The 14,040-nt window shown below is 46.3% G+C and carries 13 protein-coding genes; all 13 read left to right on the forward strand.

The genetic code is table 11. The features are described 5' to 3' along the window. Positions 1–607 precede the first annotated feature (607 nt). The 13 genes from HYN59_RS07190 (at position 608) to HYN59_RS07250 (ending at position 14,035) form a co-directional block, all read left to right on the forward strand. Positions 608–1,255 (forward strand): hypothetical protein, encoded by a 648-nt coding sequence (locus HYN59_RS07190; RefSeq protein WP_108777629.1) that lies wholly within the window; start codon positions 608–610, stop codon positions 1,253–1,255. Between the two features lie 100 nt (positions 1,256–1,355). Continuing rightward, positions 1,356–1,811: a hypothetical protein gene (locus HYN59_RS07195; protein WP_108777630.1), complete on the forward strand. Its 456-nt coding sequence runs from the start codon at positions 1,356–1,358 to the stop codon at positions 1,809–1,811. Further along, positions 1,802–2,320, forward strand: a complete 519-nt coding sequence (locus HYN59_RS07200) for an HK97 gp10 family phage protein (protein WP_108777631.1) — start codon at positions 1,802–1,804, stop codon at positions 2,318–2,320. The genes HYN59_RS07195 and HYN59_RS07200 overlap by 10 nt, the downstream gene beginning before the upstream one ends. Positions 2,321–2,641: 321 nt before the next feature. After that, a complete protein-coding gene (locus HYN59_RS07205) occupies positions 2,642–3,649 on the forward strand; it encodes a hypothetical protein (RefSeq protein WP_108777632.1) in 1,008 nt (335 codons plus the stop codon). 2 nt (positions 3,650–3,651) lie between these two features. Beyond that, the gene (locus HYN59_RS07210) at positions 3,652–4,221 is read left to right on the forward strand and encodes a hypothetical protein (protein WP_108777633.1); all 570 of its coding nucleotides are present in this window, start codon (positions 3,652–3,654) and stop codon (positions 4,219–4,221) included. A gap of 343 nt (positions 4,222–4,564) precedes the next feature. Beyond that, a complete protein-coding gene (locus tag HYN59_RS07215) occupies positions 4,565–6,856 on the forward strand; it encodes a hypothetical protein (RefSeq protein ID WP_108777634.1) in 2,292 nt (763 codons plus the stop codon). Continuing rightward, complete coding sequence (locus HYN59_RS07220; RefSeq protein ID WP_108777635.1) at positions 6,853–7,068, forward strand: hypothetical protein; 216 nt, start codon at positions 6,853–6,855, stop codon at positions 7,066–7,068. The genes HYN59_RS07215 and HYN59_RS07220 overlap by 4 nt, the downstream gene beginning before the upstream one ends. After that, positions 7,047–8,981, forward strand: coding sequence for a hypothetical protein (locus HYN59_RS07225; protein WP_108777636.1), 1,935 nt, complete (start codon positions 7,047–7,049; stop codon positions 8,979–8,981). The genes HYN59_RS07220 and HYN59_RS07225 overlap by 22 nt, the downstream gene beginning before the upstream one ends. A 274-nt stretch (positions 8,982–9,255) precedes the next feature. Then, on the forward strand, positions 9,256–10,326 hold the full coding sequence (locus HYN59_RS07230) for an XkdF-like putative serine protease domain-containing protein (protein WP_108777637.1): 1,071 nt from the start codon (positions 9,256–9,258) through the stop codon (positions 10,324–10,326). A gap of 7 nt (positions 10,327–10,333) precedes the next feature. Beyond that, a complete protein-coding gene (locus HYN59_RS07235; RefSeq protein ID WP_108777638.1) occupies positions 10,334–11,275 on the forward strand; it encodes a hypothetical protein in 942 nt (313 codons plus the stop codon). Positions 11,276–11,609: 334 nt separating this feature from the next. Further along, positions 11,610–12,140 carry a hypothetical protein gene (locus HYN59_RS07240; RefSeq protein ID WP_108777639.1) on the forward strand — a complete coding sequence of 177 codons (531 nt, stop codon included), beginning with the start codon at positions 11,610–11,612 and terminating at the stop codon, positions 12,138–12,140. Between the two features lie 441 nt (positions 12,141–12,581). Then, entirely contained in the window at positions 12,582–12,890 is a 309-nt protein-coding gene (locus HYN59_RS07245) for a hypothetical protein (protein WP_108777640.1), read from the forward strand. Then, positions 12,887–14,035, forward strand: coding sequence for a phage portal family protein (locus HYN59_RS07250; protein WP_108777641.1), 1,149 nt, complete (start codon positions 12,887–12,889; stop codon positions 14,033–14,035). Before HYN59_RS07245 ends, HYN59_RS07250 begins: the two co-directional genes overlap by 4 nt. Positions 14,036–14,040 lie beyond the last annotated feature (5 nt).

Below are 14,040 nucleotides of genomic sequence, written 5' to 3' on the forward strand. Positions count from 1 at the left end.
TTCACAAGTGTCTAAATGTCCGAACGAGTGTAGCTGCTCCCCTCTCCTTTGGAGAGGGGTCGGGGGGTGAGGCCAAATCACAAGAGTAATCACGCACTCTCGGCACGTCCCAACTCCCTCTCCTTTGGAGAGGGCCGGGGGAGAGGATTACATACATGAGTGTAGCTACTCCCCTCTCCTTGGGAGAGGGGTTGGGGGTGAGGACTTCAAGAGAGGGTCCATTTAACTAAATGACCAGCTATCATTAGTAGCGAAAAGCCGTCGCACTCCAGCCACCCTTATTCCTGCTATCCGCTATATCCCCGCCGAAAAAAGCGGGGGATACCGCTCCTATCAGGGCTAATGAGGCAGTTTTAGGCATATTTGCTAAGGCTTCACCAAACCGCGACAAAGCTCCTGCATGAGTGTAGCTCACTTCCCTCTCCTTTGGAGAGGGGTCGGGGGGGTGAGGCCAAATCACAAGAGTAATCACGCACTCTCGGCACGTCCCAACTCCCTCTCCTTTGGAGAGGGTTGGGGAGAGGACTACAATGAGAGAAAATCCACATTCATAAACCCCTCTTTTTTCAAACCTGAAACAAAACACCCTCCACCACATTACTACAATATGGAAATCATACTACCCGAAAATATCAGCGAGATAACTCTCGGAAAGTTTATCAAATACGATGAGCTGCTGCAACGCGATTTAGATCAGCAAAATTTCAACAGGCGAAAAATAGCGCTGTTTACAGGAATCCCTTTTAAAGACACAGCGCGCCTCAGGCAGGCAGATTATGACAGGCTCATTCTCAAGATCGATGCGGCGCTCAATACCGATGCAGAATTCACCGACCGCTTTACCATGCACGGTATTGAATTTGGTTTTATCCCCGACTTCGATAAGATCACCATTGGCGAATTCGCCGACCTCTCCCAGCACGGCCTGAGTTCAGAAACCCTCCACAGGCTCATGGCCGTACTCTTCCGACCCGTCATAAAGACTATTGGCAGCAGCTATGTTATTATGCCTTATGATGGTACCGAAGAATATGCCGAAATGATGAAGGATATGCCGCTTAATGCCGTCAATGGTGCGCTGGTTTTTTTTTACAGTTTAGCGAGCGAATTACAGGCAGCTACCCAGAAGTATTTGACGGAGGAACTACTGAGGGAAAATCCGCGTCCGAATTTTTCAAGGACTTCGGCTGGTATCCGACGATTAAAAAACTGGCTAAAAACGACATTCTCAAGATCCCGAAGATCGAAAAATTAGGCCTTCACCAATGCCTCGTTTTCCTCGCCTGCGAAATGGTCGAGAGCAAGGTAAAAGCAGCCATCAGGAAAGGAAATAACACCCAAACATCATATTTATAATGAACGGATACAGCCAGCTTTTAAGGTACATAAAACAAATAGCACATCCCCTTGTAAACACTATTACCCAGGGCGATTTTGATAAAGTCGATACTGCAAAGCACAATATCTTCCCGTTGCTGCATGTCGCTATAGGCAATGCCTCGTTTCCTAGCGAAGGCGTAGTGAGATTTAGCATACAGGTAGGCTGCTTCGATATCCGCGACAGTAACAGGCAGGTCAGTGATGATAAGTACTACGACAACGACAATGAGATTGACAACCTCAATGCAACACTGGCCATACTCAACCGTATATGGCTGCTGATGTTGAAAGATTTTGAAGAGCTCAACATATCGGCCAGCGACTCGCCAAGTCTTGATATATGCACAGAGTATGAGCAAAATCTGCTTGATGGCTGGATCATGACATTCGAAGTAGAAACGCCAAATGATATAATTAACCTATGCCAATAAAGGACCTTCTCGAAGAATTAGGCAAAACCGTACAGAAAAATGCCAAGGAAAGGCTTGCCGCATTAGGAAGGTCAGATACCGGCCAGCTCGCAAACAGTATCAAATACGAAGTAAGGTCCGGCAAAGACAACTACAAGCTTACTATCTCTACATTAGAGTATGGTGCTTATATAGATCAGGGAGTAAGGGGCAAAAGCAGTAGTTCCCGGGCACCCCAAAGCCCCTTCCGGTTTGGCAGTGGCAAAGGGAAAAAAGGGGGCCTCACAACAGCAATCGAAACCTGGGTCAAAAGAAAAAAGATACAGTTTAAAGACAAAGGCACCGGGAAGTTCCTTAGCTCCAAACAAACAGCATTCCTGATTACACGTTCGGTTTACAACAAAGGCATAAAAACCTCTGGTTTTTTAACCAAACCCTTTGAAGACGAATTTTTCAGGCTCCCAAAAAAACTTGCAACTGCCTACCTCCCAGAAATACTCGAAGAAATAAGAAAAGCCCTCAAGCAATAACTAAACCTCCAGCTTCTATAATCAACATAGAAACCTCACATCGCTCCAACTAACCAGTCTGAGTGTAGCTCTGCCCCCTCTCCTTGGGAGAGGGGTTGGGGGTGAGACTTAACCAATAAATCCCCTTACAACCGAACAACCAAGAGGGATAAGGCAAGGATTAACCAGCCCGAGTGTAGCTCTCTCCCCTCTCCTTGGGAGAGGGCCTGCCTGCCGGTAGGCAGGGTTGGGGGTGAGGCCAATAAGAATAACACTCCTCTCGGCACGTCACGCTCCCTCTCCTTTGGAGAGGGCCGGGGAGAGGATTAAAAACCAAAACCAATGAGCATCAAAACATTATCCCCGCATTACATAAGCATACCGCTAACAAGCCCGCTCACCGGGGTTATATGCAGCAGCTACGAGGTGCGCATCTATATTTGGGATGGCAGCAAAACCGCAATCCCGGCAGAACCTTCTTACACGATGACAAAAATAAATGCATCGGGATCTTCACGGAGCGACAGGATAAATATCGCCCGCATAGCCAGCGATTTCATCGGGTTTGAGTGTATTCCGCAGCAGGGAACAGTACTCGTCGATGGTAATAACCAGGTGTGGATAAAATACGAATGTTATTACAACGATTCCCCCACTGTGCCGGCGCTTCAGGAAGTAAGCCTCGCGCTTAAAGGCTACGGCTATTTCCTCGAAGGCGAAAATCCGCAGTTGCCATCAAACAAGATACTCCTCACTGGCGACGAGTTCAAAGTCAGCAGGGATGGACGCTTTGTTTTGCCTATCATGGTAGATGAACCGCCTGTACCGATAAGAACGCTTACTATAAACAACTTCGTAAGGTCAACAGGCGTTAACTACACCCTTACCGCTACAGCCAATTTCCCCTACACCGAAATATTTGTATCTGCAAGGCCGGTGGGAAGCAGCAGTTGGACACCAGTAGAGCATTCCGGCAGCAGCTATATTGTCCCATCCGGAATAGCGTCAGGCCTGTTCGAAGTACGTGCCGGCGCATTCGATCCTGTAACATCAGCCATTATCTATTCGGCAGTTTATAACATTACCGCCATCAGGATATACAAAGTCGAGCCATACAGCAGCGGCTATGCAACTCGGATTTTTTACAACCTGAATATAAATGCAACCACAGTCGATCTCCAGCTATATAATAATGGCTCCTGGCAAAGCTGGCCGTATGATGCCAACAGTCCCAGGTATTTCTCCTGGACTCCTACAGGGAACCAAAAAATCAGGATGATGGTAAATGGCAACTATTCAAACGAGGTGTCACTAACCATACCATTAGCAGCAACCATTAACATCCCGTAATCATGCGAATTACCGTAATATCCTACCCGCTACACGAGATCAATTATACTATCGAAGCCGAAAAAAGCTACTACTCAAACAAAATAGTAAAATACCTGTGGGTTAATATCGCCGAAGCCGTATCCGATGAATATGTGGAAATAAGCTATAATGGTGTCGTAAAAACCCTCCTGATTACCGATGAGTGCCGCTATACGCCTATAGATATTGCATTTCAGAACAAGGAAGGCGCTATACAGTTGTTCACCTTCTTCAAGGCAAAAAAAGATACCATTACTACAACAAGCGAGAACTTCGAAAGCAACAGGCCCATCGGCAGCCACCAGTTCATAAAATACAATGTGAACGCCAAAACCAAATTCACGGTCAACAGCGGTTTCATAACCGAAGACAAGAACGAAGCCATCAGGCAGCTCCTTCTTTCCGAAAGGGTTTGGATGCTATCAGGAGATACAGCTATCCCGTTAAACGTAAGCACCTCCAGCCAGGAATTTAAAAACCGCCAAAACGACCGCCTTATAAATTACGCCATAGAATTCGAGCACGCCTACTACGAAAACAACAACATATAACCGGCATTAAATTCCAAAACAAATCCCAAATCCCAAACAAGAAGTCTCTTGTCTGAGAATAAGCAGGATATCTTGCCGGCATGAGTGTAGCTGCCCCTCTCCTTTGGAGAGGGGTTGGGGTGAGGCCAAATAATCACCCCTCTCGGCACGTCTCGCTCCCCTCTCCTTGGGAGAGGGGTCGGGGGTGAGGACTTAAAATTGATGATCCCAATAATTATAACATGATCACATTTACGTGCCTTAAACCCCAAAGGGGTTAAATACTATAGCCCTGGGCATCGCCCGGGGTTGCCGCGACAACAACGCCAAAGCCCTGAAAGGGCGCAATCTCACAACATAAACCATGATGCTTAAAATCTACATCGAAGACCAGCTGTTGGACCTCTTCAAAGACGAATCCATAGAACTCAATAGCTCCGTGGCCAATACCGAAGACGTTTCCAAGCTGAATACCGACTATACCAAAACATTCACTGTCCCAGCTAGCGACAGGAACAACTATATATTTAAGCATTACTATAATGCCGACATCGACAATACGTTTGATGCCCGTACAAAAAAGAGCTGCCGTATCGAGTTGGATGGCATGCCCTTCCGTACCGGTAAGATGAGGTTGGAAAAAGTATCTGTAAAAAACGGCCTTGCAAGTTCCTACACCATCAACTTCTGGGGCAACCTTGTCAATTTTAAAACGCTCATAAAAGAAGATCTGCTGAGCAGCCTTAATATGTTGGCGTACGATCATATCTACAATTTTGATAATGTAAAGGCCGGGCTTAATACAGGGCTGTTCGATCGCGATATTATCTACACCCTTTTAAGCCAGCGCCGCCAGTTCATGTACAGTTCGGACAATGCAAATAATACTAATGGCGAAAAGCTCGTAAACATCGCATATAACGGCCAGGATAGGGGTATAGGCTGGAGCGACCTCAAGCCGTCTATAAGGGTGCTGGCCATCATTGAGGCTATCGAAGAAAAATACGGAATCACTTTTAGCCGCGACTTCTTTGGGCGGAATGAATTCAAAGAGTTGTATATGTGGCTTAATAATGACGAAGGTGCGCAGTATACGGAGCAGGCTGTCAACTGGATCAACGGCAATGGAGAAGTATTCGGTTTTAACGACGACACAACCGATACCTGGACTGTAGCGCAGTATCCTTTCAACGATTATCATAACATGCTGTACCGTGTAACGATCACTCCTCAGGCAGGGTATGAAAACGTACCCTACAGGATTATTGCAAAAAATAATAATAATGGTATTCAAACTATACATCAGCAGGTTGATGCCACAGGGGAATATACAGTAGAATTTACTGCTGCGCCAGACCCGCCTTTCAGCCTGAAATTCTATGTAAGCGCGGCTGCTACTTTTGAGTATGATGCCTACATACTGCTGCGTGCAGATCGTGCAGCATTTCCTTATGGCCATACCGATAAGGATGCCGATGCAAATATCAGTATGATTGTAGATACTTTCAACGTAGCCCCGGCACTGCCAAACATGAAAATTATCGACTTTCTCAAGGGGCTGTTCAATATGTTCAAGCTCGTTGCCATTCCCGATAATTTGGGTAACATGTATATAAATACCATTGACGATTATTACCATGCGGGAACCGTACATGATATAACAAAATGGGTCGATTGGGAAAAGTACGATGTGGAGCGTGCCAGGATATTTAGCACCATGAATTTTAAGTACCAGGCGCCAACCACAATTCTCAACATGCAGTACTTAAAAAATACCGGTATTGCCTATGGTGATGCACAGATAAGCCTTGATGACGAAGAAGGTGAGCCGCTGGATGGCGAAACGCTCGAGATATCCCTCCCTTTTGAAACGATTCTGTTCGAAAGGCTGAAAGATATTCACACCAATACCCTGACAACTATCCAATATGGCCTTATTCTTAACGAAACCCTTGAACCCGCAAAGCCAAAAGCAGTAATTTATTACAATAACAGGGTATCCATTTCGGCCAATCCTATCTCACTTACAGATAATGATGGCAATGCCAACCAGATAATGGGGCTTATAAATACGCCAGGTCATACATTAGGCCTGGATTCGGGCAACTTTTCACTGCTTTGGAACGAAGAAAACTCCACATGGAGCTATGCCAGGATTTTAGGGACATTATTTAAAAATTACTGGTCTTCGTATATCACGTCAATATTCAATGTAAAACGGCGGAATTTTAAGTTCAGCGCCATTCTCCCCGCATGGCTCCTAACAAAACTGAAACTCAACGACGTGCTTTACATAAAGGACAGGTATTACCGCATTAACGACTTTACGGTAGACCTTACCACGCGCGAAACCAGCCTGAACCTTATAAATACCTTCGAAACCAATTTTGGCCTCTTTGCGCCATCGCAATCCCGGGTAACGCTTAGCGCAATAGAGCAGCTATACGGCGTGTATGTGACCAATGGCGCTGTGATGGATATTACAAAAGAAGATACCGGGTCGGGAACTTCATGGGCCGATGTGCACCGGGAGGGCTACAACCTCAACATTTTTGTAAACGAAAATACTACGGGCGAAACAAGGGCAATGTTCATCAACGTCAGCAATGGCGCAGGCAGGTCATTCCAGATATACCTAATACAAAACGCACAATGATAGCAGAAACCATCAAAATGCTCCAGTCCGGTCAATGGTACGGCTGCGGGCACACCATCGAGATCGCAAAAGGTAAGAACGCAATTCCCGGGACATGGAAGGAAACCAAAGAAAAAATAAGGCGCATCAGGTATATGCAGGCCACCGAAATGCAGAAGGAGAATATCCAAAAATCTAAAAAGATGATATCATGGCTGAAAAGTATGAAATAGAATTAGAGTTTAACGTAGAAACGAATATTGAGAATGTTACCAATAATACTATAAACTTTATACAAGCGACTGATAAAGCAGGGGATGCACTTGAAAAGGCTGAAAAAAAGAGCAAGAACTTTGCAGATAGTATTATGGATCAGGGTAAAGAAATACTTGACAGTGGCCCGGTAATGAAAATACTTAATGATGCTACTAACAATTATGCTAACAAGGTTAAAGATGTTGTCGATGTTACGAAAGTATTTATTAAGCAGCAAACTATATCGGCGTTGGCACAAAAGGCATATAATATCGTAGTTGGCAGCTCGAGTGGCGTCATGAAAACGTTTAGAGGTGCTTTAGTCAGTACAGGGATTGGGGCAATAGCGGTCGCTCTGGGTATGCTGATTGCGAATTTCGATGATGTAAAAAAATTCGTAATGAATGCTGTTCCGGGACTGAAAGCATTTGGCGAGGCAATCGGCGGAATTGTAAATTGGGTGACCGACTTTATAGGTGCTACTTCTGATGCATCTCGAGCTGTTGACAAAATGGCCGATGAAGCCGATAAAAGCATTAAAAGGAGCCAGGACTTTCTGGATATGTACGGCGATAAATACGATGAATTTACCAAAGCAAAATTTCAGGCAAATATTGATTATCAAAACAAGATAAAAGAACTCAATGAGGATGCGGATAAAGATGAACAGCAAAAACTAAAAGAAATTGCTATTTATGCTGAAAAACGTAACAGGATGATTGACAAAGCTGATATGGACAGGGCGGCAGCTAATAAGAAAAGGCGTGATAAAGAAGATGCAGAAGAAAAGGCAAGGCTGGACAAACTCGCAGAAAACGCACAAAAGAAGAGGGATGAAGCCATTGCAAGAGAAAAAGAGCGCACGGGGGCTATATCTAAAATCCTTGATGATTATCGCAAAAGAGAAGAAGATGCGAATGCGAAAACTGCGATTGAAAAAATAAACCTTGAAGAAGAAAGAGTTCTTGCTGAGCTTGTAAGGCTCAAGGCGAGTGAAGACGAAAAAGCCAAAGTACGGGAGTATTATAATAAGCAACGTATTGCTGAAGAACAAAGGGTTGCAGATGAGAAAAAAGCGATCGAAGCCGCAAAGCAACAGGAGTTAAAAGCAGTTGAAGAAACAAAGCTTGCTTCCGACAAAGCCCTTGCTCTTGATAAAAAGCAATGGGATATAGATCATGAGACTGATCCATTGGTAAAGCTCCAAAAAGAGCGGGAGCTTATGGAAGAGCAATCCAAAATAGAAACTGATAATCTGAAAAAAGTTATCGATAATGAAAGTCTGTCTTTAAAAGAACGTGCTGATGCGCAGGCACAATATGCGATGATCGAGCAAAACCTGAAGCAGTCACTTTCTGACCAGGATCAAAAGATTAGTGACCAGGAAGAAGCAAATGCCGATAAAAAGAAAAAAGATGATGAAGGTGTTGCCCAAAACCGTTTGAATGTCGCCACCAACACCGCAAAAATGCTTTTAGAAATGGGGGGCAAAGGCGCCGAGCTTGCAAAAGGAATGGCTGTATCACAAGCAATCCAGGATACTTATAAAGGTGCTAATGCAGCATATGCAAGTATGGTCGAAATACCGTTAGTAGGCCCCGCGCTTGGTGCAGCAGCAGCCGGGGTAGCTGTGGCATCCGGCTTAATGAACGTCAAAAAAATACTCGCCACAAAACCGGTAGAAAAAAGCGCACCCGGAGGATCGGCAGCCGGAGGTGGCGCAGCCCCACCCGCAGCTCCGGCCTTCAATCTTGTCCAGGGCACAGGCACCAACCAGATCGCCGAAGCTATAGGCGGCCAAAACACCCCTATACAAGCCTACGTGGTAAGCAGTAATGTCACCTCTGCGCAAAGCCTCGACCGCAACATCGTAGAGCAAAGCACGCTTTAATCGGAGTCTCAGTATTCATTCGCAGTTTCATGTCATCAACACAATTTCCTTTTAGATACTTCCGGTAGACGTGTTGCACTGCAATGTCTCACATAATTAATTTAATTAACCGCATGAGTGTAGCTCGCTCCCCTCTCCTTGGGAGAGGGGCCGGGGGAGAGGACTTATCGGCACGAGTGTAGCTGCACCCTCTCCTTGGGAGAGGGGTCGGGGGTGAGGACTTTCAAAAACAAAACAAAACCCACCCCAAACCATTATTACTAAAACAATAACAATGAAAACCTACGAAGCAATATACGATCCCAAAATTACCAAAGGCGTATTTGGCATCTCCTTGGTCGAGCAGCCTGCAATGGAAGGCAACTTCCTGGCCCTCTCCGAGGCTGAGGTAAAGCTAAGCACCGTCAATGAAGACGAACGCATACTCATCGGCCTGGTGCTCGAGCCCAACAAACCCATCTACCGCAACCAGGATGGCGAAGAATTTAATGTGCTGTTCTCAGAGCAAACCATCAAAGACCTCGCTTTCGGGTTCTACAAAGGCGGCCACCAGCAGAGCAGCAGTCTGGAGCACAGCGGCAAAATACAGGGCGTGACATTTGTCGAAAGCTGGATAATAGAGGACAGTAAGAATGATAAGTCGGCGGCGCTGGGCCTGTCCTACCCAAAAGGCAGCTGGATGGCCACCATGAAGGTAGACAGCGACGAGATTTGGAACGATTATGTGAAAACAGGAAAAGTAAAGGGATTTTCGGTAGATGCCCTGGTTTCCCTTAAAGAAGTAAACTTTAAAAGCAATATAAAAATGAGTGATACAAAAAGGATTGCAGATGCAATCAGGGACGGTTTCGAATCCGCATTCGCCTTTATGAAAAAAGGGCGGGGCATTGCGCTTGGGTCGGTAAAGACCACCGACGATAAGGTAGTCATACAGTATGAAGGCGACACGCTCGAAGTAGGGGGCCGCGTATGGATCGCAGCCGATGACGGCACCGAAGTCCCGCTTCCGGTAGGGGAGTACGAGTTGGAGGATAAGAAAGTCCTTGTGGTTAAAGAAGAAGGCAAGATCGCTGAAGTAAAAGACCCTGCAGCCACTGGTGGCGATCCAAAGAAACCCACGGCTCCCGCTGCTCCTGCCGCAAAAGAGGAAAAAGCTGTCGAAAACGCCGTCAAGGCTGCGATGCTCAGGTATCATATCGAACACAAAAAAGAAATAGACGCGCTTAAAGCACAAATAATAGAGCTTTCCGCAGCCCCGGCAGCAAGGCCGATCAAAGGGGCCCCGGCACAGGTAGAGCTTAAAACAGCAAAACAAAGGATTTTTCATGCAATTCAAAATCAGTAAATAAAAGATGGCTACAACACTAACATCAACATCAAATTATTCCGGTAAAGAAGCGGGGGTAATTATAGGTAAGGCATTCAAAGAGGCCGTAACGCTCGACTCAGGGTTTGTTACCCTCAACGAAAGTGTAAACTACAAGCTCAACCTGCGTAAAATCGAGCTTACAGGCGGGCGCAGGGAATACACCTGCGGATTCGTGCCTGCCGGTTCCATCGTACTTTCGGAGAAAGTACTGGAACCAAAGAAATTTAAGGATGACTTCGAGGTATGCCTTGAGGACTTCCGCAACCAATGGAACGACGGCGACCTGGGCGACTCAGCCTTTAACGATGGCGACATGAAAGTCATTATGGATGCCATCCTTGCCGAAAAGCTGGCACAGGAAGCCGAAGCCATAGACACTATGATTTGGCAGGGAGATGATACCGACCCGACCGAATTCGATGGATTCCTTAAACTCTTCGCAGCCGATGACGATATCATCACAGTAGACGGTATCGCGATCACCAAAGACAACGTAGAAGCCCAATTGATGAGGGCTCTTAGCGAAGTACCTGCCGGCTTGCAGAAAAAACCGATCAAAGTAGGTGTAGCATCAAACATCGCAATTGCCTATTCATTCCTGCTTATCTCGAAGGCAATTACCAATGGCCTGGCCAGCGACAGCAACAATCCGGGCAAAAGCGATGCAGCTACCGAGATCAAATTTGGTAAGTTCACCCTTGTAGAGCTTCCCGGGCTTCCGGACAACCACATGGTTATAGCAGAGCCTAAGAACGTAGTATTCGGTACCGGCCTTAAAGCCGACTTCAACAACGTACATGTAGTAAACACCAACGAAACCCTGCTTGACGGTAAAGTACGCGGCTCACTGGTGTACAACGCCGGCGTAGAGTACTACAACTCCGAAGAGATCGTGTGGTACAGGCCTGCAACACCTTCTGTATAATTTACGCACATTGTACCGTGAATTCTCCACGTTCTGTCGGCACATCCCGCTCCCTCTCCTTGGGAGAGGGAGCGGGGGTGAGGACTTTCCGGTATTCTAAAATAATTTAGTGAAATTAGTGTAGTAGTAGCAAAAAAATTAGGTACGAGTAAGCACGTCCCGCTCTCCTCTCTCCTTTGGAGAGGGGTCGGGGGTGAGGTCTAACCAGCAAGAGTTCAGCTCTTCCCCTTCTCTGGAAGGGTGTCCGTAGGGCGGGGTGGTTTAACTATAGCCCCATTTATTCCAACAACAATAAAAACAACCACTGCCCACGCAGTATAAAAAATCAAACAATATGGCATGTGACATCACATCAGGAAGAAAAGTACCTTGCAAAAATTCATTGGCAGGTACCTCGAAAGTATTTTTTATCAACCACGTCGAAAAGCCTTTCACAGTAGTAGATGGCGTAGCAACGGCAATCAACCCACTGATCGAGGAAGTATTCCAGTACGACCTTTCAGGCGAAGGCAATAGCCTGGCACAATCCATGGTTTCCGACAAAACAGCCGGTACCACCGTAAACACCCAGACGCTTACGCTTGCCCTGCAAAGGATAAGTAAAGAAGATAACCACCAGTTCAATCTCCTGGCCTACGGATTCCCGACCGTAGTGGTAAAAGATCGCAACGGCCTTTACCACGCAATCGGTACTTCAGAAGGTGTAGACTTTACAGTAGCACCAACCACAGGAGCAGCCAAAGCCGACTTCAACGGTTACAACCTTACCGGTGTAGCAATGGAAGGAGCCCTGGCCCCGATCCTCAGCGACGCAACAGTAACCGCACTATTGGCCCTTGTGCCGGAAGACGCACCATCGGTATAATTAATTTTTGAGTTTTATAACCTGCAAGGTCGCTAAGACCTTGTAGGTTTTATATTTTTTGGCGTGCCGGCTTCTCCCGAAACCTTTCGGGACTCCGCCGTCGGGCTGTGCGCTTTATCTGCCTTCGTTCCTCTGGCAGGATGCCGCCCTGCCTACCGCAGGCAGGTTCCATCCCTCACGCACCCGTAATGCTCATATCGTCGTTCAATAAGAGTAAGCACGCTTGAGTGTAGCTACTCCCGTCTCCTTTGGAGAGGGGTCGGGGGTGAGGCCAAAACCACAAGAGTAATCACTTCCTCTCGGCACGTTTCGCTCCCTCTCTTTTGGAGAGGGCCGGGGAGAGGATTTACAGTGCGAATGTAGCTGCTCCCCACTCCTTGGGAGAGGGGCTGGGGGTGAGGACAAAACTAAAACAAAATTCCACCTTCCCATTATTATAATATGAACATACTAAACCCCAACAACACAACCCATACCCTAAAGATAATACCGAGGTTTTATCCTCTTTCCGATGTGGTGCTCGAACTTGTAAGCGAAGAAAGGGAGCCGGGCAGTACCATAACAATTTTGCCAACAATCTCTAATGGTTATATGTTCCTGCAATTTGATAAGGCATTTAAAAACGCAACGAATTGGCAGGTAAAGGTAACCGGTGGAAATGAGATCGTTTACCGCGGTAAGTTATTAGTAACAAGCCAGGCATCGGATACACAGAATTACAAGACCACTAAAGACATATTCCTATTATGAGCGATGTTAAATTTCTATACCTGTCAGGCTATGTAAGGCCAAAGCTTGAGGAAAACAAAACAAAAAACTGGGTGCTCAACGGGCGCGATAACTCCTTCTACCAATATATAATCGACAGGAATAATGGCAGCGTTACCAATGCCGCCATCAACAAGTCGTATATCGACCTGGCCTTTGGACGGGGACTTACCGCCCGTGATGCCACCCTAAAACCAAACCAGTGGGCCGAATTCGTTTCGCTCATGAAGCCACAGGAACTGAAGAAGGTGATCACCGACTTCCAGATCTTCGGTGAAGCTTCTCTCCAGGTAGTAAAGACCAGGGACCGTAAAAAAGTATCGGGTATCTACCACCTCCCCAAACAGCTTGTGGCGCCGAGCATTGAGAACGAAGACGGCGAGATAGAAAGCTATTGGTACTGCAAAAATTGGAAGCAGGTTTATAAAACCCCACCTCAAGAATTCAGCGCCTTCGGAAGTTCAAAAGACGATATAGAAGTATACGTAATAAAACCCTACACACCGGGCTGCAATTACTTCGGTGCCCCTGATTATCTTGCCGGGCTGCAATATGCCGAAATGGAAGAAGAGATATCCAATTTTTGCATCAATTCCATCAAGCAGGGATTAACTGCCGGTTATATTATCAACTTTCCCGATGGTGAAGGCCTTACTCCTGAAGAAAAACTCGACTTTGAAAGAAAAGTAAAAGAGCAGCTTACAGGCTCAACCAATGCCCAAAAGTTTGTAGTCTCTTTCCAGAATAAGGACGCTGAAATCACGATAGTGCCTTTTCCGGTAAATGAGCAGCAGCACAAGCAATGGGACTTCCTCACACAGGAAAGCCGCCAGCAGATAATGACAGCTCACAGGGTAGTTTCACCAATGCTTTTTGGTATAAAAGACAGTACCGGCTTTGGCAACAATGCCGATGAGCTGGACACCGCCGAAGCACAATTGGTAAAAAGGGTAATAGCGCCAAAGCAGCAATACATTATCGAGGCGTTGCAAAACATCATTTCCCTCAACGGTATTACACTCGACCTGTATTTCAGGCCGCTTACTGAAACTCCGGCAACACCGCAGGAACCTCAGGTTAACGAAAAGAAAGCACCCCCAATGGATGTCGCTGCCTCAAAAAATTAAACATT

Source organism: Flavobacterium album (assembly GCF_003096035.1).
GTDB classification, from domain to species: Bacteria; Bacteroidota; Bacteroidia; order Flavobacteriales; family Flavobacteriaceae; genus Flavobacterium; species Flavobacterium album.